At 40.4% G+C, this 24,264-nt stretch carries 19 protein-coding genes; 10 read left to right on the top strand and 9 right to left on the bottom strand.

Annotated elements, in window-relative coordinates; genetic code table 11:
- Nucleotides 1-164 precede the first annotated feature (164 nt).
- The gene (locus TY15_RS01785) at nucleotides 165-992 is read right to left on the bottom strand and encodes a carbohydrate ABC transporter permease (RefSeq protein ID WP_040206052.1); all 828 of its coding nucleotides are present in this window, start codon (nucleotides 990-992) and stop codon (nucleotides 165-167) included.
- A complete protein-coding gene (locus TY15_RS01790) occupies nucleotides 992-1,951 on the bottom strand; it encodes a carbohydrate ABC transporter permease (RefSeq protein ID WP_040206053.1) in 960 nt (319 codons plus the stop codon). Before TY15_RS01790 ends, TY15_RS01785 begins: the two co-directional genes overlap by 1 nt.
- 211 nt (nucleotides 1,952-2,162) lie before the next feature.
- Between TY15_RS01790 and TY15_RS01795 the strand changes: the two genes are divergently transcribed.
- The 4 genes from TY15_RS01795 to TY15_RS01810 all read left to right on the top strand — a co-directional run bounded on the left by TY15_RS01795 (nucleotide 2,163) and on the right by TY15_RS01810 (nucleotide 8,087).
- Complete coding sequence (locus TY15_RS01795; RefSeq protein ID WP_244440868.1) at nucleotides 2,163-4,007, top strand: sensor histidine kinase; 1,845 nt, start codon at nucleotides 2,163-2,165, stop codon at nucleotides 4,005-4,007.
- Entirely contained in the window at nucleotides 4,004-5,587 is a 1,584-nt protein-coding gene (locus TY15_RS01800) for a response regulator (protein WP_040206054.1), read from the top strand. Before TY15_RS01795 ends, TY15_RS01800 begins: the two co-directional genes overlap by 4 nt.
- Before the next feature lie 319 nt (nucleotides 5,588-5,906).
- On the top strand, nucleotides 5,907-6,992 hold the full coding sequence (locus tag TY15_RS01805; RefSeq protein ID WP_040206055.1) for a Gfo/Idh/MocA family protein: 1,086 nt from the start codon (nucleotides 5,907-5,909) through the stop codon (nucleotides 6,990-6,992).
- An 18-nt stretch (nucleotides 6,993-7,010) separates the two neighbouring features.
- Nucleotides 7,011-8,087: a Gfo/Idh/MocA family protein gene (locus tag TY15_RS01810; RefSeq protein WP_040206056.1), complete on the top strand. Its 1,077-nt coding sequence runs from the start codon at nucleotides 7,011-7,013 to the stop codon at nucleotides 8,085-8,087.
- Between the two features lie 45 nt (nucleotides 8,088-8,132).
- Here the strand turns inward: TY15_RS01810 and TY15_RS01815 are convergent, their stop codons facing one another.
- Nucleotides 8,133-8,906 carry an AraC family transcriptional regulator gene (locus TY15_RS01815; protein WP_040206058.1) on the bottom strand — a complete coding sequence of 258 codons (774 nt, stop codon included), beginning with the start codon at nucleotides 8,904-8,906 and terminating at the stop codon, nucleotides 8,133-8,135.
- 126 nt (nucleotides 8,907-9,032) lie between these two features.
- Between TY15_RS01815 and TY15_RS01820 the strand changes: the two genes are divergently transcribed.
- The 6 genes from TY15_RS01820 to TY15_RS01845 all read left to right on the top strand — a co-directional run bounded on the left by TY15_RS01820 (nucleotide 9,033) and on the right by TY15_RS01845 (nucleotide 17,394).
- Entirely contained in the window at nucleotides 9,033-9,803 is a 771-nt protein-coding gene (locus TY15_RS01820; RefSeq protein WP_040206060.1) for a sugar phosphate isomerase/epimerase family protein, read from the top strand.
- Nucleotides 9,804-9,909: 106 nt separating this feature from the next.
- Nucleotides 9,910-10,635, top strand: coding sequence for a ThuA domain-containing protein (locus TY15_RS01825; protein WP_040206061.1), 726 nt, complete (start codon nucleotides 9,910-9,912; stop codon nucleotides 10,633-10,635).
- 1 nt (nucleotide 10,636) lies between these two features.
- Nucleotides 10,637-11,665, top strand: coding sequence for a Gfo/Idh/MocA family protein (locus tag TY15_RS01830; RefSeq protein ID WP_040206062.1), 1,029 nt, complete (start codon nucleotides 10,637-10,639; stop codon nucleotides 11,663-11,665).
- Nucleotides 11,666-11,764: 99 nt separating this feature from the next.
- A complete protein-coding gene (locus TY15_RS01835; protein ID WP_040206063.1) occupies nucleotides 11,765-12,733 on the top strand; it encodes a sugar phosphate isomerase/epimerase family protein in 969 nt (322 codons plus the stop codon).
- Nucleotides 12,734-12,860: 127 nt separating this feature from the next.
- Nucleotides 12,861-14,531 carry a glycoside hydrolase family 13 protein gene (locus TY15_RS01840; RefSeq protein ID WP_040206065.1) on the top strand — a complete coding sequence of 557 codons (1,671 nt, stop codon included), beginning with the start codon at nucleotides 12,861-12,863 and terminating at the stop codon, nucleotides 14,529-14,531.
- A 625-nt stretch (nucleotides 14,532-15,156) separates the two neighbouring features.
- Nucleotides 15,157-17,394 (top strand): sensor domain-containing protein, encoded by a 2,238-nt coding sequence (locus TY15_RS01845; protein WP_040206067.1) that lies wholly within the window; start codon nucleotides 15,157-15,159, stop codon nucleotides 17,392-17,394.
- Between the two features lie 79 nt (nucleotides 17,395-17,473).
- On the opposite strand, the gene TY15_RS01850 is transcribed toward TY15_RS01845, so the two are convergent.
- The 6 genes from TY15_RS01850 to TY15_RS01875 all read right to left on the bottom strand — a co-directional run bounded on the left by TY15_RS01850 (nucleotide 17,474) and on the right by TY15_RS01875 (nucleotide 24,100).
- Nucleotides 17,474-18,829: an MATE family efflux transporter gene (locus TY15_RS01850; protein WP_040206068.1), complete on the bottom strand. Its 1,356-nt coding sequence runs from the start codon at nucleotides 18,827-18,829 to the stop codon at nucleotides 17,474-17,476.
- A gap of 217 nt (nucleotides 18,830-19,046) precedes the next feature.
- Nucleotides 19,047-19,436, bottom strand: a complete 390-nt coding sequence (locus TY15_RS23085) for a YuzC family spore coat inner layer protein (protein WP_052353679.1) — start codon at nucleotides 19,434-19,436, stop codon at nucleotides 19,047-19,049.
- A gap of 165 nt (nucleotides 19,437-19,601) precedes the next feature.
- On the bottom strand, nucleotides 19,602-20,462 hold the full coding sequence (gene liaG, locus TY15_RS01860; protein WP_040206298.1) for a LiaG family protein: 861 nt from the start codon (nucleotides 20,460-20,462) through the stop codon (nucleotides 19,602-19,604).
- Nucleotides 20,463-20,686: 224 nt separating this feature from the next.
- Entirely contained in the window at nucleotides 20,687-21,709 is a 1,023-nt protein-coding gene (locus TY15_RS01865) for a DMT family transporter (protein WP_081799323.1), read from the bottom strand.
- Between the two features lie 116 nt (nucleotides 21,710-21,825).
- Nucleotides 21,826-23,565, bottom strand: coding sequence for an adenine deaminase (gene ade / locus TY15_RS01870; protein WP_244440870.1), 1,740 nt, complete (start codon nucleotides 23,563-23,565; stop codon nucleotides 21,826-21,828).
- 64 nt (nucleotides 23,566-23,629) lie between these two features.
- Nucleotides 23,630-24,100, bottom strand: a complete 471-nt coding sequence (locus tag TY15_RS01875; RefSeq protein WP_040206071.1) for a nucleoside deaminase — start codon at nucleotides 24,098-24,100, stop codon at nucleotides 23,630-23,632.
- Nucleotides 24,101-24,264: the final 164 nt, after the last annotated feature.

Here is a 24,264-nt window from a genome sequence, read left to right on the forward strand (position 1 = left end):
TTGCTGCAAGCGCCTAAAAGAAGTGAAGCTGATAAAATTCCCGCTGCGATTGAATATTTTTTAATTGCCATTTGGTTTTCCCTCCTGATTTGTAAAGCTAATTTTTATATAAGTCTCTACTGTCTGTATGTTAAGTGACAGTAGAGATTTTTCCAAAAGTTACATTATTTGATCGATCCGCTCGTGATGCCTTTGATAATATGTTTTTGCATCGAGAAGAAGAAAATTAACAACGGTATGATGCCAAGCACAAGTGCGGCTAACGCTAAATCCCATTGTTTTGTATATTGACCAAAGAAGAAGAAGGTTGCTAATGGAATCGTCCGTAATTCTGGATCTTGAAGGACTAATGATGGTAGCAAGTAGTCATTCCAAATCCACAAACTGTTTAAGATAACGATGGTGACAGTAATCGGTTTTAGTAGTGGAAAAACAATTCTCCAGAATACCCCGAATCTAGAACAACCATCAATGATCGCTGCCTCTTCTAGTTCGACAGGAATCCCTTTGATAAACCCATGATATAAGAAGATGGTCATTCCTGAGCCAAAGCCTAAGTACATGATGACAAGACCCCAAATACTGTTTAACATCCCAAGATTACCAGCTGTTTTGATCAGCGGGATCATGATCGATTGAAAGGGAATAATCATCGCTGCCACGAAGGTCATGAAAATAATGTTGCTAATTTTCTTTTTTGTTCGAACCAGCATATAGGCAGCCATCGAACAGAATACAACCAAGACGATATTACTTAAAACGGTAATGATGAGTGAATTTGTGAATACCTTCAGATAATCCAATTTTTCAAACGCATTCACATAGTTGTCGAGCATGAAAACCTTCGGTAGTGCCGAAGTGTTTGAAAGGATCTCGGCAAACGGTTTTAAAGAGTTTGAGATCAAATAGTAAAATGGTATTAAAAAGACAAGTCCAAGCAGGATGGCGAAGATTTCACCAATAAATGTCTTTCCTGTATACTTGTTTCCCATTAGGATTCAACCTCCCTCTTCTTCGAAATTGTTACTTGAAGGACGGTAATCGCTGCAACAACGATGAAGAAAATTAATGCTTTTGCCTCACCAATACCATAGCGGTTATTGACGAATGCTTCTGTATAAATATTAAGCGCTAACATTTCAGTGGATTTGAATGGCCCTCCGCCTGTTAACGACAGGTTCGCATCAAAAATCTTAAATGATGAAGCAGTAGTTAAGAATAAACAGATGGTAACAGCTGGTGCGACAAGTGGCATGGTAATGTGACGAAGAATTTGCCATCTGTTAGCGCCATCAATTTTTGCTGCTTCAATTAATTCCTGCGGTACGTTTTGCAAGGCTGCGATGTAAATAATCATAATGTAGCCTGCACCTTGCCAAACACTGACGATCACGATTCCCCAGAAGGCCGTATTTTGATCGCCAAGCCAGGCTAACTCGAAAAATGGAATCCCTGTTAGCTGACCAAGGGATGCAAAGCCTTTTACAAAAATAAACTGCCAGATAAATCCTAGTAGTAGTCCACCCACCATGTTAGGCATAAAGAAGATGGTACGGAGAATATTTCTTGTTTTCAACATTTGCGTAACCAGTAAGGCTAAGCCAAAGCCAATCAGATTGGTCAACAGAATGGATACGACTGTGTATTTTGTTGTAAGTAAAAAGGATGCCTGAAATTGCTTGTCCTCGGTAAATAAGTATTTAAAGTTATCTAGTCCAACCCATTTGATATCTCCGGTAATCCCATTCCAGTCGGTAAAGGCGTAATAAACACCTGTGAAGAATGGTATAAGGACGATAATAGCAAACGCTAACAAAACAGGACCAACAAAGAGGGTAAATAACCCTGCATCCTTCAGCTTCTTTCTTTTAAAGAAAGGAACGGACGCTTGTTTCGTTTGGTTAGGAATGACTGTTGGTTCGACGCTTTTTAGTTCACTTTGATTTTTCACTGACTGCACCTCCCATATCTTCATTTTAGAGATTATTAAAAATTATGAAACGGCTTACATTGACCGGTAGGGTGGAAAATATTGAACAGTAGATTGTAGGGGGTAAAAAATTGTCCAATGAAAAATGAAGGAATTGTATGCTAAAATGGGAGAAATCCACCTCGATGGTTGGACGATCCTAAGGATTGGGAAGGGGGAAGGCTAGTTAGCTATGTCATGCACTAGCCAGATTTATATGCAATGGAGTATTCGCACAAAACTAATTGTTACGTTAATGGCTGTCATCATTCTCCCTTTTGGAATTGCCATTACGTTTACTTATTTTCAAACAACAAAAGCACTAAATGACCGCTTTGTAGCGACAAGCCATGACCTGATTGTCAAGGGGGAGGAGGAACTAAAAACCTACCTAGATGATGTGGCGGAAATGTCAACCGTACTCTATCGCTATACCCCTTTTATGAATGTGATGAGAGACGGGGTAGCACAGAATTTAACTAGTAATCAAGAAGAGGTGCGCAGAGCGTTAGCCTACCTATTAAATTCGCGGCCAGAAATTGAGCAAATGCTTCTTTATATAGATAAAGGAAAAGACTCCTACACCAATTATCATTCGAGGATCAGCGGCAGGGGGAAATATGAGAGTATCTTGTCCAATCCCTATTACTCTCGTTTAAGTCGCTCGGATATCTTTTCTGTCATTGAACCACCACATGAAATTTATAGCTACAATAATCAGTCCGTCATCCCTAATTCCGAGAAGAATCAAGTTCTAAGTTTTCACACTGTGATTCGAGATGTCCCTTTGGAAAATATCTTAGGGTTTATGTCGATTGATATTAATCTTTCTAAAATTAGTGACCTAGCGGGCCGGTTATATACCGATGGAGTTGAAGACCTTTATATCATGAATGAAAAGGGAGTGGTCATTTACTCCTCCGATCAAGAGGTCATTGGAAAGGAAAATAAAGAGAAGTGGTACAAGCAAGTGAAGAAGGAGCGGGAGTCAGGGAAAAGTCTTGAATGGGACGACTCACAATTTTCGGGTGTTATTGTCTATGAGAAATTTACGGATTCGTATAAGGGTTGGTATATTGTCAAAAGAATTCCTTATAATGTTCTCTATCAGAGTGCCCGGCAAACAGCTTTTATTACAATTTTGATTGGGATCATTACACTTGTGATTGTATTAATAGCCACCTTGTATATTTCGTTTCGACTCACTGCCCCGATCAAGGTATTAATTGCCAATATGAAAAAAGTAGAAAAGGGTGAATTTGAAGCGGATTTTGATTCACTAGGAAATGATGAGATAGGAATGCTCGGACGCCATTTCAAGCTAATGATTAGCCGGATAAATGAATTGATTGAGCGTGAATATAAGCTGGAGATTGAAAATAAGTCCTCGCAGTTGCGGGTTCTTCAGTCACAAATCAATCCGCATTTTCTCTATAATGCTTTTCAATCGATTGGGACTCTGGCACTTAAATTGAAGGCCGTCCCCGTGTATTCGTTATTAACCTCATTATCAAATATTATGAGATACAGCATGAATATGAAGGATGATATCGTTCCGCTATCGGCGGAGCTGAAGCATGTCCAATCGTATTTGTTATTACAGAAACAACGATTTTATGAGCAGCTCGAGTTTGAATTAACGGTTGACAAGGATGTCGAGGGGATTTTGGTTCCGAAGATGATTTTACAGCCTGTTGTAGAAAACTGCTTTAAGCACGGATTTGATCAACAAATGGAGAAAGCTTATATTCAGATTGAAGCCAGTCTGAAGGATGAGGGTACTTTGTTAATCAGTGTGAAAGATAATGGAATCGGCGTGAAGCAGGAACAGTTGGAAAAAATGCGCAGCGAATTGTTCCTGGGCCTGTCAAAAGAAGACGGCAGCAGAGAATCGATCGGCTTAAAAAATATATACGATCGCTTGCAGATTTATTATAGTAATCAGGCGAAAATGTCGATCTACAGTGAAGAGAAAGGTGGCTTCACAGTGACGATTGAGATGCCAAAAGCGATGCCGAAAGAGGTGGATCATTCATGAAAGTCTTAATTGTTGATGATGAAAAACACGTACGTGAAGGAATTAGGCTACTAGGTGCTTGGGAGGAACATGGCATTGACGAGATTTTTGAAGCAGCTAATGGAGAAGAAGCGATCGCGCTTATTCAAACCATTCGTCCAGAGATCATTTTCTCCGATATGAAAATGCCCAAAATGGATGGCACCCAACTGCTTGAATGGATTAAAGAGCATCAGCCGAACAGTAAGACCATTGTTGTCACTGGTTATGATGATTATCACTATATGCGAAAGGCGATTCATTTTGGAAGCTCTGACTATCTGTTAAAACCAGTGGATCCTGAGATTCTAAATCATACGTTAGAAAAGGCAGTCAAGGAATGGAAGAGGGAAGAGGCGGAACGAGAAAGCAAAGAAAGTACGATAATCTTACTAAATGAAATGAAGCCTATTTATCGCGATCGCAAGCTCACCCAGCTTTTAAATAGCGAAAATAGGAATGAAAATTTGTTCAGTGAATTCGGCTTAAACGGTTCGCAAAATTATCTAGTTGCCTTAGTACGGATTGATGGAACGACGGTTAAGGCGTTTCAAGGGGATCGTGATCTTGCCTACTTTACCGTCCTAAACGTGATAAATGAAACCGTTATTGAACATGATTGCGGGATTGGCTTTCGTTACTTATCCCATAAGGGTGAGATTGTTATCATCTTTTGGGAGTTGTTTGAGCAAGTTGACAAGCTTTTAGATAATATATATAGGTCGTTAAAGAGTGCCATGGATATCTCTTGTCCAATTGCGATTGGGACGATGGTCCAGCCAAACGAAAAATTACTTGATTCATATCATCATGCTAAACAGGTTTTATTCAATAGTAATATCTTAGATCAGCATGAGTCGAGGGTTTATCGGCATGAACAATTACAAACCATCCCGTTCCTCAATCTGATGTCATATTCATCAAGTTTTGAGCTGGCTTTACAAGCTGGTAAAATAGGTGATGACGTAATCGATCAAATCAGCCACGATCTTACCGAAAACGGCTATTTAACACTAAATCATTTACTTTACTTTGAAAATGAGTATTTGGTAATCAGCCACAAGTGGTATAAAACTTATAAATTGCCGTTTAAGGCATCCGATCATCTTGAGGAACGCATTGCGTTATTTTTCGACCATAACGGAACCTTTCAGCTTGAGGCCTACAAGGAAAGAAAGAAACGTGAAATTGCTGTCTTCTTGAAGAAAGTGAAAAGAACTACCCAGCAAAAAAATAGTAATATTATTTATGATATTGAAAAGTATCTGCAGGCCCATTTCGATCGAGAGGTTAAGCTACAGGAGATTTCTGAGCATTTTTATATCAGCAGAGAGTATATCTCGCGGAAATTCAAGCAGGAGTTTAATGTCAATATCACTGATTATATGGTGAAGATTCGGATGGAGCGCGCTAAATCATTACTAAAAAATAGCCAATTAAAAATCTATGAAATTGCCGGCATGATCGGTTACCAGGATGATAAATATTTCCGGAAAGTGTTTAAAAAGGTGGAAGGCATAACGCCAAATGAGTATCGGGAATTACATACGTTTCAGAAATGAGCTGTCATAAATAATAATAAACAGGGGGTAAATATAACTAGTAAATTTAGTTATGTTTACTCCCTGTATGGGAATGGAATTTATAAAGAGAATTTAAGCATTCGTCGCTTTTACGGCACTGAATGCTTTTTCTCTTTAGTAGGGGTTTAGGGTCCGACATATGTAAGCGTTACAAAAATAGCAAAATAGTATATGTTTTCATTAGATGGTCTATGTTTTATCAACAATATACGTTATAAGATAAGTTTATGGATTTTAAGCGACTTCTTATCAAAGATACTAAGAAATAGGTATGAAAATAGGATGGGAGGAATAGAACATGGAAAAAAAATTACGTGTTGGCATCATTGGATGCGGAGGAATTGCGAAGGGAAAGCATTTGCCAAGTTTGGCTAAGCTTTCACAGGTAGAGATGGTGGCTTTCTGTGATATCGAAGAGGAGCGTGCCGTTGAGGCTGCTACTAATTATGGAACTGAGGCTGCTGCAGTTTATGTGGATTATCAACAACTATTAAAGGACAAGACAATTGATGTCATCCATGTATGTACTCCGAATGATTCTCATGCTGATATTACAGTTGCCGCATTGGAAGCAGATAAGCATGTAATGTGCGAGAAACCGATGGCCAAAACAGCTGCAGATGCCAGAAGAATGGTGGAAGCAGCATCGAGGACAGGAAAGAAATTAACAATTGGTTATCAAAACCGTTTTCGTACGGATAGTCAGTACTTGCAAAGGGTATGTGAACGCGGAGATCTAGGGGATATTTATTTTGCCAAGGCCCATGCGATTCGACGACGGGCTGTTCCTACTTGGGGAGTATTCCTTGATGAAGAGAAGCAAGGTGGAGGCCCGCTAATTGATATTGGAACGCATGCACTCGATTTAACCCTTTGGATGATGAATAACTATAAACCTAAAGCTGTATTAGGAAGTACGTTTCATAAGCTTGGGCAAAAGAAGGATGCCGCAAATGCTTGGGGACCTTGGGATCCAGAGAAATTTAAGGTGGAGGATTCAGCCTTCGGTTATATTACGATGGAAAATGGTGCCACAATTATGCTTGAATCCAGTTGGGCCATCAATATGCTGCAAACAGGAGAAGCCAAATGTACACTAGCAGGAACAGAAGGCGGTGCTGACATGTTGGACGGCCTGCGCATTAATGGAGAGGATTTCAGCAAGTTGTACACAAATCACATCAATTTGGATGCAAAAGGTGTTGACTTTTATGACGGAGAAACGGAAGGTGCAGCCGAATTAGAAGCAAGATTGTGGATTGAAAGTATCATAAATGGTACCGAACCGGTCGTTAAACCCGAGGAAGCCCTAGTTGTTACAGAAATACTGGAAGCCATTTATAAATCAGCGCAAACAGGGGAAGCGGTTTATTTTAATAAGTAAAAAAGGGGGAGAAATAATATGGCAAGTCGAAACTATCAATTAGTGATTGTTGGGTATGGCGGAATGGGGAGCTATCATGGCAAGCTGCTAAAAGAAAATCAAAGCATAAATGTAGCTGGAACCTATGATATTTTAGCAGAGAGAAAGACAGCCTCTATAGCTGATGGATACAAAGCGTATGAGAGTTTAGAAGATGTGTTATCAGATGATACGGTTGATTTTGTTCTTATTGCGACTCCTAATGATGTCCATAAAGAAATTGCAATCGCAGCTTTAAAGGCAGGAAAACATGTCATTTGCGAAAAGCCGGTTACGATCTATAGTGATGAGCTAGTCGAGATAATGGAGACGGCCAAAATCAATGACCGTGCCTTTATTGTCCATCAAAACCGCAGATGGGATGAAGACTTCCTAACGATGAAAAAGGTTTATGATGAACAATCAATTGGAGATGTTTTCCATATTGAGTCACGAGTACAAGGGGCCAATGGAATTCCTGGAGATTGGCGCCACCTGAAAGAATATGGCGGCGGAATGTTGCTGGACTGGGGCGTCCATTTATTAGATCAGCTATTATTTATGGTTGATAGCAAGATTACGAGTGTTTATGCTAACCTGAGTTATATTTTAGGGGACGAGGTAGATGATGGATTTCAGGTGTCAATCACATTTGAAAACGGAATTACTAGTTTAGTGGAAGTTGGAACAACCAATTTCATTCAACTGCCGCGTTGGTATGTAAAAGGAACAAAAGGGACAGCAGTCATTTATGATTGGGATATTAATGGAAAAATCGTGACGCAGAATTTTGGCGAAGTAGAAGCACCAAAACCAATTAAAGCGGGCCAAGGATTAACGAAAACAATGGCTCCTCCTTCTGAGAAAGCTGTGAGTACATCGGAGCTGCCTAAAGTAGAAAAAACAATGGAAAGCTTCTATGAGAATGTCGTTTCAGTGGTGGAAGGCAGTGCTGAACCAATCGTTAAAAACGAGGAAGTTTTACGCGTCCTCCAATTAATGGAAACGATATTTAAATCTGCTGAAACAAATGAAGTCATCAAGGACTTTGAGCTTGCACCAATAACAACAATTTAAAATGTTAAAAAGCTAGAATAGCTCAGCTATCTAGCTTTTTAACCATTATTCAAGACGACGATACATACCAGGAGCAACGCCATATTTCTTTTTAAAAACACGATGAAAATAGGGATAGGTGCCAAAGCCGCAGTCTTCAGCAATTTGTTCGAGTGTATGAGTAGTGTACTTCATCCGTTCAAGGGCAGCGGATATGCGGATTTCTTGCGTGTATTCCATGATGGTTTTCCCAACACTGCTTTTAAAAAGATGAACGGATCGGGAGACACTTAGTCCTGCATGACGTGCCACATCCTCCACTTTAAACTGGGTTGTCGCATGCTCCTCGATATATCGCATCATTCGTGTGACTGGATATGGATAATGGTAGGAGGGGACTGTTTCACCAACAGTACGTTCAAGCGTTAAACAAAGGGCGCGGACTAGATAGTCGGCAAGTTCCTCATTCTGACTTGAACCAGGACGTCTTTTTTCAATAATAATCTGACGCCATAAGAGCAGCAGTTTTTCATCTAATTCAATACGGGAAACGGGAGGCTTGTTGGCACGATTCCACCATTCGTCGAGCCACTCGCCCTCGCATCCGATGTGATAGTCTCCGCTGATTTGCCCTTCATTGACTAAAAGTTCATAATGATCGCCTGGTTTAATTAGGAGGAGGTCGCCTTTCTCAAGTTCTAGTTTTGTTCCTTTTACGACTACTTCGCATATCCCTTCTGTTTGCAGTCGAAAAAGATAGGACGGGTATCCGGCTTTATGTTGGGAATGATATCCCTTTGTATGATAGGAATAGCCGCAAAAAAGTATGTTGGTGGTCATAATTTCCCCTTCAAAAAAGATAGCAGAATAGTAGATGTATTAATTATATCATCTATGTTTATTAGTAGAAATACAATATAAGATGTAATCAAATAAGCTGTGATTATGAGAAATGGAGGAATAACGATGAAAAACATTCCAGTAGCAGTTCAAATGTTCACATTACGGGAAGAAAGTGCGAAAGATTTTGCGGGTACTTTAAAAAAGGTGGCAGAGCTTGGATTTGACGGTGTTGAACTTGCAGGATATCACGGATTAACAGCGATTGAAATAAAAGAATTATTAGATCAGCTTGGACTGAAGACAGCTGCCTGCCATGTACCGCTTGATCAATTGGAGAATAATTTGGCACAAGTGATTGAAGATCAAAAGATATTAGGAAGTAAGTATATTGTATGTCCATATTTAATGCCAGATCGACGCAGTGAAAGTGATTACAGAGCCCTTATTACTTTTTTAGAACATGCGGGTGAGATTACAAGCCAAGAAGGGATATCCCTTTGTTACCATAATCACGATTTTGAACTTGAGCGCTTATCTGATGGCAGAATGGCACTTGAAGCAATCTTTGATGAAACAAACCCTAACATCGTAAAGGCAGAGCTTGATATTTACTGGCTGACTAAAGCGGGCCAAAAGCCGGAAGAGTGGATCGAACGATATCAAAATCGAACACCGCTTATTCATTTAAAGGACATGACAATCGATGACGAACAATTTTTCGCCGAACTTGGCACAGGCGGTGTTGACCTAGAAGCTGTGCTTAATATGGGCGAACAAGTTGATATCCAGTGGTGGGTGGTCGAGCAGGATGCTAGCCGTCGTACCCCTCTAGAAAGTATTGAAATCAGTATCAATTATTTAAAAACAAAGATTTCACATCTCATCAGTAAATAGTTTTGTTCAATATTTTTCACCCTATTTGTCAATGTAAGCAGTTTCATTAATTCGAGCAAGCTTTAAAATAATAGATAAAGTGACCCATGAAAAGGAGCGTTTAATCATGCTGAAAGTAACTGTTTGGAATGAAAATCGTCATGAACAAAAAAGTCCAATTGTAAGGGATATCTATCCAAATGGCATCCATGGAACCATTGCTGAGTTCCTTCAGTCTGAAGGGCTAGAGACAAGGACGGCCACTTTAGATGAGCCGGAACATGGTTTGACGGATGATGTCCTAAGAAACACTGATGTATTAGTTTGGTGGGGACATCAAGCTCATAATGAGGTGAAAGATGATATCGTTGAGAAGGTTCGCCAGCGTGTTCTTGAAGGAATGGGACTGATTGTTCTCCACTCCGGTCATTTTTCGAAAATCTTTAAGACATTAATGGGAACCAGCTGTGATTTAAAATGGCGGGAAGCCGATGAAAAGGAACGTCTTTGGGTCGTCAGCCCAAGTCATCCAATTACAGAAGGAATTCCTGAATATATTGAATTAGAAAATGAAGAAATGTATGGTGAGCATTTTGATATTCCGCAGCCAGATGAACTAATTTTCACCAGCTGGTTTGAAGGCGGCGAAGTATTCCGAAGCGGCTGTACATACCAGCGTGGAAACGGGAAAGTATTTTATTTTAGACCAGGTCATGAAACGTACCCTACTTATCATAACAAACTTATTCAGCGTGTTATTATCAATGCAGTGAAATGGGCGGAGCCAGTAAAACGAGAACGTCCGGTTTACGGTAATGCGAAACCACTCGAAGTTCTTAAGGGAGGAAATTAATATGAAAAAGATACGGATTGGCGTAATCGGCTGCGGCAGTATTGCCCAGCATCGTCATTTACCGGAATATCAAATGAATCCTAATGTCGAACTTGCTGCCGTTTGTGATATTAATCAAGAGCGGGCATTAGAAATTGCTGAAAAATACGGCGTCCTTTCCTATACAAGCTATGAGGAATTGGTGAATAGCGGTAAAGTAGACGCGGTAAGTGTTTGTACACCAAACTATCTTCATGCACCGATCACGATTGCTGCCTTAGAAGCAGGTCTCGATGTCCTGTGCGAAAAACCAATGGCGACCTCTAAAGAAGAGGCGGAGGCGATGATTGCAGCAGCAGAAAAGAATGGCAGAAAATTAATGATTGGTCATAACCAGCGCTTTGTGCCGTCCCATCAAAAAGCTCGTCAACTGATCCAAAGTGGAGAAATCGGTAAAATATACAGCTTCCGTACGGCATTCGGTCATGGCGGGCCAGAAAACTGGAGTGTAGAAGGAAAAGAGGGTTGGTTTTTCCAAAAGGAAAAAGCCTTCGTCGGAGCAATGGGCGACTTGGGTGTCCACAAAGCTGACTTGATTCGTTATGTGTTAGGGGAGGAAGTAACGGAAGTAGGTTCATTTGTAGAAACGAATGCCAAGGATTTTACCGATGTTGATGACAATGCCGTTTGTGTATTGAAAACAGAAAGCGGTATCATCGGGACACTTGCTGCGAGCTGGGCCTATGTCAGCAGGGAGGATAACTCTACGATTATTTATGGCGAAAAGGCCATTCTTCGATTAGAAGATGATCCAATTAATTCCCTAGTTGTTCAATATAGCAATGGCGAGGTAGTGAAGTATGAGCTAGGCAAAATTCAATCGAATGAATCGGGAGGCCAAAACAATACCCATGTCATCGAGCATTTTGTTCATGCTATTCTGCTTGATCAAGAGCCTGCAGTAACTGGTGAAGAAGGGATGAAATCACTAGAGGTTATCTTAGCAGCACTTCATTCAAATGAAACGAAGCAAATTGTTCAAGTAAGGTAACGTTTAAGGAACCTCCATATAGACGAGTTGGCGTATTGGAATGCGGCCAACTCTATGTATTTAATAAATAACAGTTCATAAAAGTGAGGAGAGAGTACTATGAAACTAGGTGTCTTTACGGTATTATTTGCGGATAAAACATTTGAGGAAATGTTAGATACGGTTCAAAAGGCAGGGTTACATGCGGTTGAAATTGGAACTGGCGGCTATCCTGGGAATCATCACTGCGATTTAGATTTGTTATTGGAAAATGAAGAGGCAAGGAAAGCTTATGCTCGTAAAGTGGAGGAACGCGGATTGATCATTAGTGCATTCAGTTGTCATGGAAATCCGATTTCACCGGAAAAGGAATTTGCTCAAAGCTCGCATGAGACACTGTTAAAAACAATTAAACTCGCATCTTTACTGAATGTACCCGTTGTCAACTGTTTTTCAGGTACAGCAGGTGACCACGAAGGAGCGAAGTATCCTAATTGGCCGGTTACCCCTTGGCCGAACGAGTATGGCGACGTCTTAAAGTGGCAATGGGAGGAAAAGCTCATCCCTTATTGGAAAGAAGTCGGTCAATATGCGAAGGACCATGATGTGAAAATTGGTCTTGAGCTGCATGGGGGCTTTTTAGTACATACCCCGTATACACTGTTAAAATTGCGTCAGGAAACATGTGATGCGATTGGGGCGAACTTAGATCCAAGTCACCTTTGGTGGCAGGGAATCGATCCAGTTGCTGCCATAAAGATCTTGGCAAAGGAAAATGCGATTCACCATTTCCATGCTAAAGACACGTACATTGATCAGGAAAATGTCAATATGTATGGCTTAACGGATATGCAGCCATATGGTGAGGTGCGAACAAGGGCCTGGACATTCCGTTCCGTCGGCTGTGGTCATAGTTTAAAGGAATGGTCGGACATGATGAGTGCCTTAAGAACCTATGGCTATGATTATGTTGTCAGTATTGAACATGAAGATCCAATTATGTCGATCAATGAAGGCTTTACCCGTGCGGTTACAAATTTACAAACGATATTAATTGAGGAACCTGTTTCGACTATGTGGTGGGTTTAACTGGATTCGCCGATAAACGTGAAATTCGCTGATAAACCCTTGAACGGTGCAAAAGGTTGACAACATTTCTGTCAAAAACGGCAACTGTTCCAGGGATGGGGCTAATTTTTCAAAAATGAGGTGCAACATGAGTAAAAAATGGTGGAAAGAAAGTGTCGCCTATCAAGTGTATCCAAGGAGCTTCATGGATAGTAATGGAGACGGAATTGGTGATATAAAAGGGGTCACCTCCAAATTAGACTATTTAAAAGAGTTAGGGATCGATGTCATTTGGTTATCACCGATGTACAAATCACCTAATGATGATAATGGCTATGATATATCAGATTACCAGGATATTATGGATGAATTTGGGACAATGGCTGATTTTGATGAACTCCTTGAGGGCGTTCATCAACGAGGGATGAAGTTAATTTTAGACCTAGTCATCAATCATACGAGTGATGAGCATCCATGGTTTATTGAATCACGTTCATCTAAGGATAATCCGAAGCGCGATTGGTACATTTGGCGCGATGGGAAGGATGGCAAAGAACCGAATAACTGGGAATCGATTTTTAGCGGCCCTGCTTGGAAATACGATGCAGACACTGCCCAATACTTCATGCACATCTTCTCAGCGCGGCAGCCCGATTTAAACTGGGAAAACCCAGAAGTCCGCGAGGCGTTACAGTCCATGGTCAATTGGTGGCTGGATAAAGGAATCGATGGTTTCCGTGTCGATGCCATCTCCCATATTAAAAAGGAACCAGGCTTCCCAGATATGCCAAATCCAGAAAATATAGATTATGTACCGTGTTTTCCGAAAATGATGAATGTTGATGGAATCGATGAGTTTTTGACGGAATTCTCACAAAAAACGCTAAAAAACTATGACATCATGACGGTTGGCGAGGCAAACGGTGTCGGGCTGCAGGATGCCGATAAATGGGTCGGCGAAGAAAATGGCTATTTCAATATGATTTTTCAGTTTGAGTTTTTAGATCTTTGGGATAAGGATGTTGACGGATCGATCGATGTTCGGAAGCTGAAAAAGGTATTAACAAAATGGCAAACGGGCTTAGCAGGTCGAGGCTGGAACGCTTTATTCATTGAAAACCATGACCAGCCCCGCCGGGTATCGAGCTGGGGCAACGACCAGGAATATTGGAAAGAAAGTGCCAAAATGCTGGGAACCTTATATTTCCTCATGCAGGGCACGCCCTTTATTTACCAAGGGCAGGAAATTGGCATGACGAATGTCCAATTCCCATCAATCGAGGATTACAATGATGTCGGCATGGTTAACTATTATCAGGTGGAATCTGCAAAGGGCCGCAGTCATGAAGAAATCATGAAGGTGGTCTGGGAGAAGGGCCGCGATAATTCCCGTACCCCTATGCAATGGGATGCCAGCAACAGGGGTGGCTTTACCGCTGCGGAGAAAACCTGGCTTGGCGTGAATCCAAATTATAACGAAATCAATGTCGAGGCACAGGTAAATGATCCAGATTCCATTCTCAGCTATTACAAAAGCTTGATTCGCTTACGAAAAGAGAATCCGATTTTTGTTTATGGGACATACGAATTGTTATTGGCTAATCATCCGAAGCTATTTGTGTATACACGAAAGTTAGGAAAGAAGACAGCCATCGTCATCAATAACTTTAGTAAAAAAACGACAAGATTTAGGGTGCCAGGCACGGTTTCTTATTCAACATCTATATTAGTTCTCTCTAATAATGATGCAGCGGATCAGAAATTACAGAAAGAGTTCACATTAAAGCCTTATGAAACAAGGGTTTATTTCCTAAAGTAATCGAGAAGGGGCATCTGCCCTTTTTCTATTGGTCCTAGTTAGGGAGAATTTTTATAAAAGAGATCGTTATTTTATAAACATTGGATTTATTCTACAAAAAGATAGAGGAATTTTACAAAATTTCGAATGATTCTACAAAAAACGGCCGTGTTTCTACAAAAAACAGCATTAATTCTACCTGGAAATTCACTTACAATTAATGAATTGTACCAACTTTTAACTATTGGGAGGCAACGACGATGAAACATACTTGGTGGAAAGAAAGCGTTGTGTATCAAATTTACCCACGCAGCTTTATGGATAGTAATGGGAGATGGGATAGGAGATTTAGTTGAGATGACGGAAAATAGCCTAGAAATTAGCTTACGACCATATGAAACAAGGGTATATCGCTTATAGTCCTTATTATAAAAAAAGACGATTCGGATATTCGAATCGTCTTTTTGCTGATCACTGTTGCTCCTTATAAGAATTCTGCAGCGTCAAACCCGTCTGTTAATTTTAGGAATGGATTTCAATTGGAAAAACCTACGATTGTTAAAGTTGTTTATTTTTGTTATTTTAAAGGTATCAATAATTTACAACATATTTGTTACCTATTGCTTTGAACAAGGAGAAATCAACGATGAGAACGAAAAAGATAAACACTCAACTACAATGGAAGCTCATAATTGGTTTAATCTTTTTAATAGAGCTGGTGAATGTGGGAATTTCTATTCTCCTTCCTTCTGTTATGTTGGTTAAGTATGTTTCTATTATCATTATGATCGCAACTCTGCCCGTTCTTACTGTAACGTTTAAACAGATGAGAATGACAGATGAAGAGTCTAGCCAAAATAAACTAAAATTAAAAAATATTTTTGATACGCTTGATATCGCGATTTGGTCCCATGATTTAAAGTCCGATACATTGTTAATAACACCAGGAATTGAAAAATTGTATGGCTATTCCTATATTGATTTTTATAAGGACTTAGACCTTTGGAAAAAGGTGATTTACCCGGAGGATCAACATGTATTATCAGAAAGAGCCATGAAGTTAGACAATGGTGAGACCGTTACAAGTGAGTATCGGATTATCCGGCCAGACGGTGAGGTCCGCTGGATTCAGGATAGGGGATTTCCGACTCTAGATAATGAAGGGAATTTTGTTGATTTTAATAGTGTACTATTTGATATCACAGATCGAAAAGAAAGTGAGGCGCGCTACCATAGTTTAGTAGAACTGTCGCCTGATATCATTGCGGTCGTTAGTCATAATAAGATCGAATACATTAATGATGCAGGGTGTAAATTGGTAGGTGCCAATCATCCGAACGAACTAATCGGACAATCTCCGTTGAAGTTTGTTCCAAGAGAAATTGTCGAAGCCTTTAGAAACAAGAAAAATCAACATTATGAAAAAACAATCAGACTTGAATTTCAGATTAAGCCATTAAATGGTGTGACGATTGATGTAGAAATGACAACGGCACCTGTCTTTTTTGAAGGAAGATTTGCAATCCAGGTGGTTGGCAGGGATATCACAGAGAGAAAGATGGCGGAGAAAACGATCCAAAATATGGCGTACCACGACTCACTGACGGGTTTGCCAAATCGAAATCACTTTAGGAATCATCTGAATGACGTGTTAAATGGACTACAAGAAAATAAAATGCTAGCCGTGTTATTTTTAGATTTAGACCGTTTTAAAATTATCAATGATACGAAGGGGCATTCGGTTGGAGATTTGGTCCTTCAAAAGGTAGCCAGCCGATTAGAAGTAGCTGTAAAAAAAGAAGGCTTTGTTTCGAGGCAGGGTGGAGACGAATTTATTATTCTGCTAGAGCAGATTGATAAAGAAAGAGTTACTATGATCGCCCAGCGAATTCTTTATGAATTTTCACAGCCAATAATGGTGAATAGTCAAGAATTCTTTGTCACTCCTAGTATTGGAATCAGCCTCTATCCAACGGATGGAATAGATGAAGTCACTCTAATTAAGAATGCAGACACGGCCATGTATCAAGCCAAAGATCATGGAAAAAATAATTTCCGATTCTATTCTTCTAATTTAGATGGGATTTCCGTACGGAAAATGGAGCTAGAAAATGGTTTAAGAAAAGCCATCGAACAGAAGCAATTGCGCCTTCATTATCAGCCGCAGGTTTCACTAACTACCGGGGAATTAGTAGGAATAGAGGCGTTAATTCGCTGGCAGCATCCCGAGCATGGAACGATTGCACCTTCGGAATTCATCCCACTGGCGGAGGAAACAGGTCTGATTGTTCCAATTGGCAAATGGGTGCTGTGGGAAGCTTGTAAGCAAAGAAAAGCTTGGGAGCAGGCAGGACTGGTTCACGATATTCCAATCGCTGTCAATGTATCGGTCCGTCAATTTGAAGATGACCACTTTATCGAATATATTTCGACAGTACTAGATGAGTTAGAGCTGGAAGCCAACCATTTAGAATTGGAAATTACAGAAAGCATCATGCAGAACTTAGAGAATTCAACGATCATCCTTAATCAGCTGAAAGAGCAAGGGGTATTACTGTCTATCGATGATTTTGGAACAGGCTATTCTTCCTTAAGTTATTTAAAGCATTTGCCGATTGATAAAATAAAAATTGATAAATCTTTCGTGGATGATATTATCTATCACTCGAATCAAGGCATTATGGTGAAAACAATCATTGATATGGGATTGAATTTAAATTTTGCTGTTATTGCTGAAGGAATCGAAACAGATGAACAGCTTACCTTTTTACGGAGTAACGACTGCAAGATCGGGCAAGGCTATCTATTTAGCAAGCCTATATCAGCAAATGAAATGGAAGAATATCTTCAAAAACAAATTGAAAAAAGTGGTATCCAGGTCTAAACGTGGATACCACTTTTTTGAAGTGTGAGTGTTGTCTGTTGATTTTCGCTCCTATCAACAATATCCTTAAAGATTCCTCTTATACAGATATTTTTACTTTTCTTATCCGCTCCCATGGCTTCATTTGCCAACGCTTTAATGCGAAACAGCCTCGGAGCCATTCGTCAGCCCCTTGAGCTAACCAAACCCCTAATAATCCTAAACCGTAATGAATCCCAAGCAAGTAACTAAGGGATACCGCAATGCCCCACATCGAGAGCATGCCGATGACGACAGGAAAGCGAACATCTCCAGCTGATTTTAAAGAACCCATCAAAACGATATTCATAGCCCTTCCAGGCTCAACAAAAACAATTGCCCATAACACCGGTAGACCAATTACAATGATTGCCGGGTCTTCTGTAAACGTCTCGAGAATCGGCGAGCCAATTAGGGCAATAAGTAAGGAGGTAATGGTCGAGGCTACCATAGAAATTTTTAAGGTGCGAATCCCCCGTTTAAGGGCACGATCATATTGTTTACCACCAATGTACCGGGCGACTAAGAGCTGTGTCCCTTGCGCAATTGCCACGGTAAATAAGAAACAAATCATGTTTATATTTAATATATATACACGTGCAGCTAGAGAAGCTGTTCCCATTGAAACGACAAAGCTCGTAATGATCAGCTGGGATAATTGATATGAAAGATTCTCTCCAGCTGAAGGAATGCCAATCGCAAGTAACTCTTGAATGTCATCTTTTTTTGCTGTAAAGATGTCGCGAATGGTCAGGTTTAATGAAAGTCTGTCATACACTAGGTAGATTAATGCAATTACAGCAAAGGCACGGGCAATGACCATGGACCATGATACACCGGTAACACCAGTAATTGGCAACCCGAAAACCCCTGAAATCGCCACGATGTTTCCAATAATACTGATTAGGTCCATGACGACTGTAACGACCATTGACTCCTTCGTGTATCCATGACTCCTTAACACGGCACTGAGCGCTAAGGAAATAGATTCGAAGAAAAGGGAAATCCCGCAAATACGGACAAAGGTCAGCCCATAGTTAAAGACTTTCCCTTTGATGTCAAATAATAATAGCATTTGTTCCCCAAAGAAAAAAACAATCAACGATACGACAATGCCAAACCAAACGTTCAAGCCAAATACAGACCGAGATAATTGATGGGCTTTGCTGAGCCGGCCTGCTCCGAGGTTTTGACTGATTAAAACAGTTGCCCCAATCGAGGTTACCGTGAACACTAAGATAAAGATATTCAATAATTGATTGGCAACACCAACACCGGCGGCCGCTTCATCTGAAAAATGACTTAACATAAAGGTGGCAATAATCCCAATGCCCATATGTAGTGCAAGCTCAATAAATAGTGGCCAAGAGATACTAAAAAGTGATTGTTCTTGATATTTATTTGTAGGTTCTTCCAAAGTCGCAATACTCCTTTTCCCTAGTAACATATTAGAATATAAATTTCATTGTACATCTAACGTGGCGTTAAAAATAGGGGGGAATCGATGATATTTCTACTTTATGCCAATGGTAGTTCAGAAAGACATAAGCAAAAAAATGGCTGACTTTAATCTCATAAAGTCAGCTAAGGAGTGAGTCGATAGAGCTGTGATTAGTAAAATGAATCAAGGGGGATTAATACCCCCATTTCATTGCGACTGTTAAGGTACAGCAGCTTTCGGGTTGGTTTTGGGTAGGCTGCGGTTGCGTCGAGAGAATGAAATGCACACCACTAGGGGTGAACTGGGTCACCACTGGAACCTTTAGACCAATTGTTTTGATGAGTTGATCTACTTCCGCCTTTTTCCCTTGTTGGGCAGCACTCATCATTTTATGCGAGAATTGAGCATCCCCTAACCGATCTAACAAGACACTCCCTTGTTGCATTAACAGATGAAATGACTTTACCGATCCTTCAAAAATTTTTGTATCTACTGGTGGATAAGAGCGGAAATGGGGAGCAACCGTTTGGATTGGATAAGGTGGCAAGGGGATGGTCCGATAAAGATATGGATTGTAGTACACGCTTTACTCTCCTTCCATATAAAAAAACACAGGACATTATACGGTATGACATGATCGGTTCTTTGGTGACCTAGAGTCAAACAGGAACCGTGTCATAAAAAAGCGCAGACATCATAGAAGATCTCTGCGCTTATTCATGTGGATGCCTTAATCAAGGCGACCGGCTTATTTAATTTTAATAACACCGCTCGATACGTCTAGGTCAAGTTTATATTTACCTGAGCCATGTTTCCCGTCAAGACTATGTTTTGTTTGCTTTTGGGCCGTTAATGGGAAATCACATGAAATGATCCCGCTGCTCTTATCACCATTAAGAGTAAAGTCTGCGTTCTTAGGTAAATCAATGGATGCAGCTCCAGAGCTTAGATTTAATTCGACGGAATCTGTTAATTTATCCATTTGAATATCAAGCTTGCCAGAAGAAACAGTTGCATCCACTGGTCCAGTATAATGCTGGATCTCCATTTTACCGGAGCTAAGCTGAAACTTACCCGAATCCGCTTTAAGTGAATCAATCTGTACATTACCTGACGATACATCATGATCAAAGCGTTTGACGATAAGATTCTTAAGGTTCATTTGACCTGAGCCGATATTTACATTTAAATCCTTTAACTTTACTGGGTTATCCGCTTGACCAGAAAAGTTGACCCGACCTGAACCTAAATCTATATCCATGTTACGATCATAGGTTTCCGGTATATAGATTTTTAGTTCCTTCTTTTTAGAGAAGCCCCAGCTGAAGGAATTAAACCACTTGTTTTTGATAGAAACCTCGACGGTGTCGCCATTTTCCCTGACGATGAGCGTTCCTTTGCCATTATAAACAGCTTTTAAATCTTTACGGTCTTCTGGAATAATGGTTGTACTGACACTAGAAAGATTCATGTCAATCAGGTCGATATCGTTGGTAATCGTGGCTTGATTTTCATTTTGACTAGACTTGAACCAGTTAAATTGTGCTGCTTGATGAAAAATAATATATAACCCTGTGATAATCAATAACAGTATTAAAATTCTTTTCAATACTTTCATCCCCTTTTTTACATCTTCTATATACATAATAGGAAATCCTCCGCTTTTACTCAATGAACCAGGGATTTATTTCTTGCTAAGACTTGAGGCTGATTTTCTTCTGCTTAATTGGTGTATCAATAATGCTGTGGACACCTCGTCATTAAGAAGAATGCCCATCATAAAAAAGCATCCTCTCAATATAATCTGAAGGGATGCTTTTTCGTCGTCCGATGCTAAAAATTTTTTACCTTACCTCGATAAAAGGGCTTCTTTTTTAATCGTGAGGTGTGCAAGAATTCCTCTAGTGCACCTGAACCTAATAACACGCCAACCAAAATGAAAAGAAAACCATAAACGTGTGAAAGGGAAATCTTTTCATTCAAAAACAGGACGGCACCAACTAATGAAAAGAAGGGATTGAGGTTAATGAAAATAGCGGATTCGGCTACGCCGACCTTTCCAATCGATGAGTTGTAAATCATATGACCCATAGCGGTGGCGATGATCGCTGATGCTAGGAAAATCATCCACACACCAAAGGATCCGTGGGGAATATCCGCCAATCCATGTGGTTCCTTAATCAAACTAATGATAAATAAAATAATCGATCCCATCACCAGCATATACCCTGTCATTAATCGGGGATCCAATGTTGGTGAGATTTTCTTGATCATCACAAAGCTAAACGCCTGCGTGAAAATGGATAGAAACACGTAAATGTCACCAATTGAAATGGAACTAATTCCGCCTTTATTTCCGATCATCACAATGAACGCTACCCCTGTTAATCCAAAGAGTATCCCGATTATTTTTAAAAGGGTCACTCGGTCCTTTAGAAAAATGAAGGCTACGATCGTAGACAGTAACGGACTTAGTCCTAGAATAAGACCACCATTTGAGGCAGTTGTTTTTGACAATCCCATCGATAAAAAGAAATGGTGGCAAACGACATTAAAGAAACAGGCAATGGTAATGTAGACAGCTTCCTTTTTGGTCGGCAAGCGGACCTTTTTTAAAAAAGAAAGAATGATAAAGACACAGATGCCTGCGGTGAAAACGCGAAGGGAAGTGATCGTGATGGGCTTAAAGCTTGTCACGATAATCTTTGTTGCGATCACATTGAATCCCCAGGAGGCCATCGCGAAGACTAAAAGCATATAGATTTGGAATTTCTCCGTTTTGATCAATTTCTTCACTACTTTCCCGGTCAGTATTATGTATTTTCTGCTCAATTCAGGCAAAAAAATAGATGCCATTATTATACAATGGATTTACACAATAGTATTAGTGTTTTTTTTCGGTTTTCGAAATAAATCTCTAGAACTAAGTGGTAAAATTGAAAATCCCCTTTTTATGAAGGGGATTTTAGTGGTTATTGGGCATCGATCTGAATATGTTCAAATTTAGATACTTGGAACAGGCCTTGGTCCGTCAGTTTTAATTCCGGAATGACGGGTAGTGATAAAAAGGATAAGGTTAAAAACGGGTTGAAATGATCGTTAGCCCCTAGCTGCTTGAGGGCGAGATTAATCTTGTTGAGGTGGGAATACACCTCAGGATAAGGGCGATCAGACATCAAACCGGCAATCGGAAGTTCAAGAGAAGCAATCATCACCCCTTGATTAACAACAATCATACCCCCTTGCATTTCTTTCATGGCATTGGCTGCCACAAGCATATCGCGATCATTCGTTCCCGCAATAATAAGATTGTGAGAATCATGAGCGATGGTGGTGGCAATCGCTCCGGATTTTAGCCCTAATCCTTTGACAATTCCTAACCCAATCGCAGCTGTCATGTGATGCCGCTCCACGACCGCTATTTTTAATTGATCATTACGAATAGAGGGTTGAAAAAATCCTTTATCACACCTGTTTACCTGCTCAATTAAATGGACTGTTACCAGACTATTAGGGATGATTTCAATGATATTTGCTTTGTTACTTTTTAAAGGAATATGAAAGTGAGCTTCCGTTAACTCATGAAACCGAACCGATCCACCTATTGGTTCGGAATCAATAGGGGTGTTGAACTCTGCTTTATTTACCAGTTTCCCTCCCTCGACAACCGCTTTGCCCTCTTTAAATACATCTGTAATTTGGATGGTCTCCAGGTCATCGAAAAGAACAAAATCCGCTTTATATCCAGGGGCAATGGCTCCTTTCTCCCCAAGCCCAAAACATTCTGCTGCATTAATCGAGGCCATTTGAATAGCCGTAATCGGGGAGAGACCAAGTGAAATGGCTAGGCGAACATTATGATCGATACTTCCTTCGTGAACGAGGTCATCTAAATGTTTATCATCTGTAACAAATAGACAGCGACGGGCGTTGCGCTCGTTCACAACTGGAATTAACTGTCGTAAATCCTGCGCAACAGTACCCTCGCGAATCATTAAATACATCCCGAGCTGAAGTCGTTCTTTTGCTTCCTTGACCGTTGTACTTTCATGATCTGTCCGAATGCCAGCAGACATATACACATTCAAGTCAGCACCGCTAAGGCCTGCTGCATGGCCATCAATTTTTTTTCGATATTGCTTACTATCGAGTAGCTTCGTCATCATGTCTTGTTCAGCATGTAAAACAGCCGGGAAGTTCATTACTTCAGCTAAACCAAGCACTTGTGGATGATGATAAAATGGCTCTAAATCTTGCGCATTCAGAATGGCACCAGAATGCTCAAAGTTCGTGGCCGGAACACAGGAGGGGAGCATAAAGTAAAAATCGAAGGGGAGGTTTTCTGAAGAATCCAGCATATATTGGATTCCATCTGCCCCTAACACATTGGCAATTTCATGCGGATCTGCAATTACGGTTGTGACCCCGTGGAGGAGGAGAACCTTAGCAAATTCACGAGCGGTTACGGTAGATGATTCGATATGGACATGGCCATCAATGAAGGCAGGTGAGACATAACGCCCCTTCGCATCGACGACATTTTCCCCCTCATAGTCACCGATTCCTGCAAAGTATCCATCGACAATGGCAATGTTCCCTTCCATGACTTCACCATTAAAGACATCGATGACTTTCCCATTTTTAATGACAGTATCTGCCGGCTCTCTTCCAGATGCTACAGAGATTCTTCTTGTTAGGTGATTTCTCTCCATCGTCAACATCCTCTTTTTTAGGTTATGAGTGTCTAGTTCTTAAATTCCTACTGTTTTTCCAAGTTTAGTATTCCACTTTATCCTGAGAATTCTCCCATGTTTTAAACGGTAAGGCACCAGTTGATGGGGAAATTTGCTTCATGGGGATTTTTCGGAGCTCGACCGGGAGCTCGAGCTGCTCATAAATGAATTGATCATCAAACCCGATCTTAGCGGCATCCTGTTTGGTAGCGGCATAATAAACTGCTTTTGGACGGGCCCAATAAATGGCCCCGATGCACATAGGACAAGGCTCACAGCTCGTATAGATTTCACAGTCATCGAGTTGAAAAGTATTTAAATGTTTGCAGGCATCGCGAATCGCCTGTACCTCAGCATGTGCAGTTGGATCATTTGAGGTGGTTACTTCATTTCGACCCCTTCCAATTATTTTTCCATCTTTGACAACAATGGCGCCAAATGGTCCGCCATGACGGGTGATGACATTATTGAGAGCTAACTCAATTGCTTTTTCCATAAACAGAAAATCTGACATAACAACCTCTCCGATCTACTATATATTAATTAGGTTTGCTTACATGCTGATACGATATTTTATGGGAACATGTGCATCTCCGTAATCATAAGCAACAAGGAAGTTGTGGGAATTTCCTTGACGAATTAGAACTATTATTCTACAACTCTCCTCTATTTTCTCCT

Origin of the sequence: Neobacillus jeddahensis (assembly GCF_000612625.1) — a bacterium.
GTDB classification, from domain to species: Bacteria; Bacillota; Bacilli; order Bacillales; family Cytobacillaceae; genus Neobacillus; species Neobacillus jeddahensis.

What these genes read in the sequence shown, in the direction of transcription:
- TY15_RS01795 (WP_244440868.1), top strand. Translation starts at nt 2,163, where the DNA reads ATGTCATGCACTAGCCAGATTTATATGCAATGGAGTATTCGCACAAAA.
- TY15_RS01815 (WP_040206058.1), bottom strand. Translation starts at nt 8,906, where the DNA reads ATGACCACCAACATACTTTTTTGCGGCTATTCCTATCATACAAAGGGA.
- TY15_RS01800 (WP_040206054.1), top strand. Translation starts at nt 4,004, where the DNA reads ATGAAAGTCTTAATTGTTGATGATGAAAAACACGTACGTGAAGGAATT.
- TY15_RS01785 (WP_040206052.1), bottom strand. Translation starts at nt 992, where the DNA reads ATGGGAAACAAGTATACAGGAAAGACATTTATTGGTGAAATCTTCGCC.
- TY15_RS01825 (WP_040206061.1), top strand. Translation starts at nt 9,910, where the DNA reads ATGCTGAAAGTAACTGTTTGGAATGAAAATCGTCATGAACAAAAAAGT.
- TY15_RS01865 (WP_081799323.1), bottom strand. Translation starts at nt 21,709, where the DNA reads ATGGCATCTATTTTTTTGCCTGAATTGAGCAGAAAATACATAATACTG.
- TY15_RS01820 (WP_040206060.1), top strand. Translation starts at nt 9,033, where the DNA reads ATGAAAAACATTCCAGTAGCAGTTCAAATGTTCACATTACGGGAAGAA.
- TY15_RS01810 (WP_040206056.1), top strand. Translation starts at nt 7,011, where the DNA reads ATGGCAAGTCGAAACTATCAATTAGTGATTGTTGGGTATGGCGGAATG.
- TY15_RS01875 (WP_040206071.1), bottom strand. Translation starts at nt 24,100, where the DNA reads ATGTCAGATTTTCTGTTTATGGAAAAAGCAATTGAGTTAGCTCTCAAT.
- TY15_RS01835 (WP_040206063.1), top strand. Translation starts at nt 11,765, where the DNA reads ATGAAACTAGGTGTCTTTACGGTATTATTTGCGGATAAAACATTTGAG.
- TY15_RS01845 (WP_040206067.1), top strand. Translation starts at nt 15,157, where the DNA reads ATGAGAACGAAAAAGATAAACACTCAACTACAATGGAAGCTCATAATT.
- TY15_RS01805 (WP_040206055.1), top strand. Translation starts at nt 5,907, where the DNA reads ATGGAAAAAAAATTACGTGTTGGCATCATTGGATGCGGAGGAATTGCG.
- TY15_RS01840 (WP_040206065.1), top strand. Translation starts at nt 12,861, where the DNA reads ATGAGTAAAAAATGGTGGAAAGAAAGTGTCGCCTATCAAGTGTATCCA.
- TY15_RS01830 (WP_040206062.1), top strand. Translation starts at nt 10,637, where the DNA reads ATGAAAAAGATACGGATTGGCGTAATCGGCTGCGGCAGTATTGCCCAG.
- ade (WP_244440870.1), bottom strand. Translation starts at nt 23,565, where the DNA reads ATGGAGAGAAATCACCTAACAAGAAGAATCTCTGTAGCATCTGGAAGA.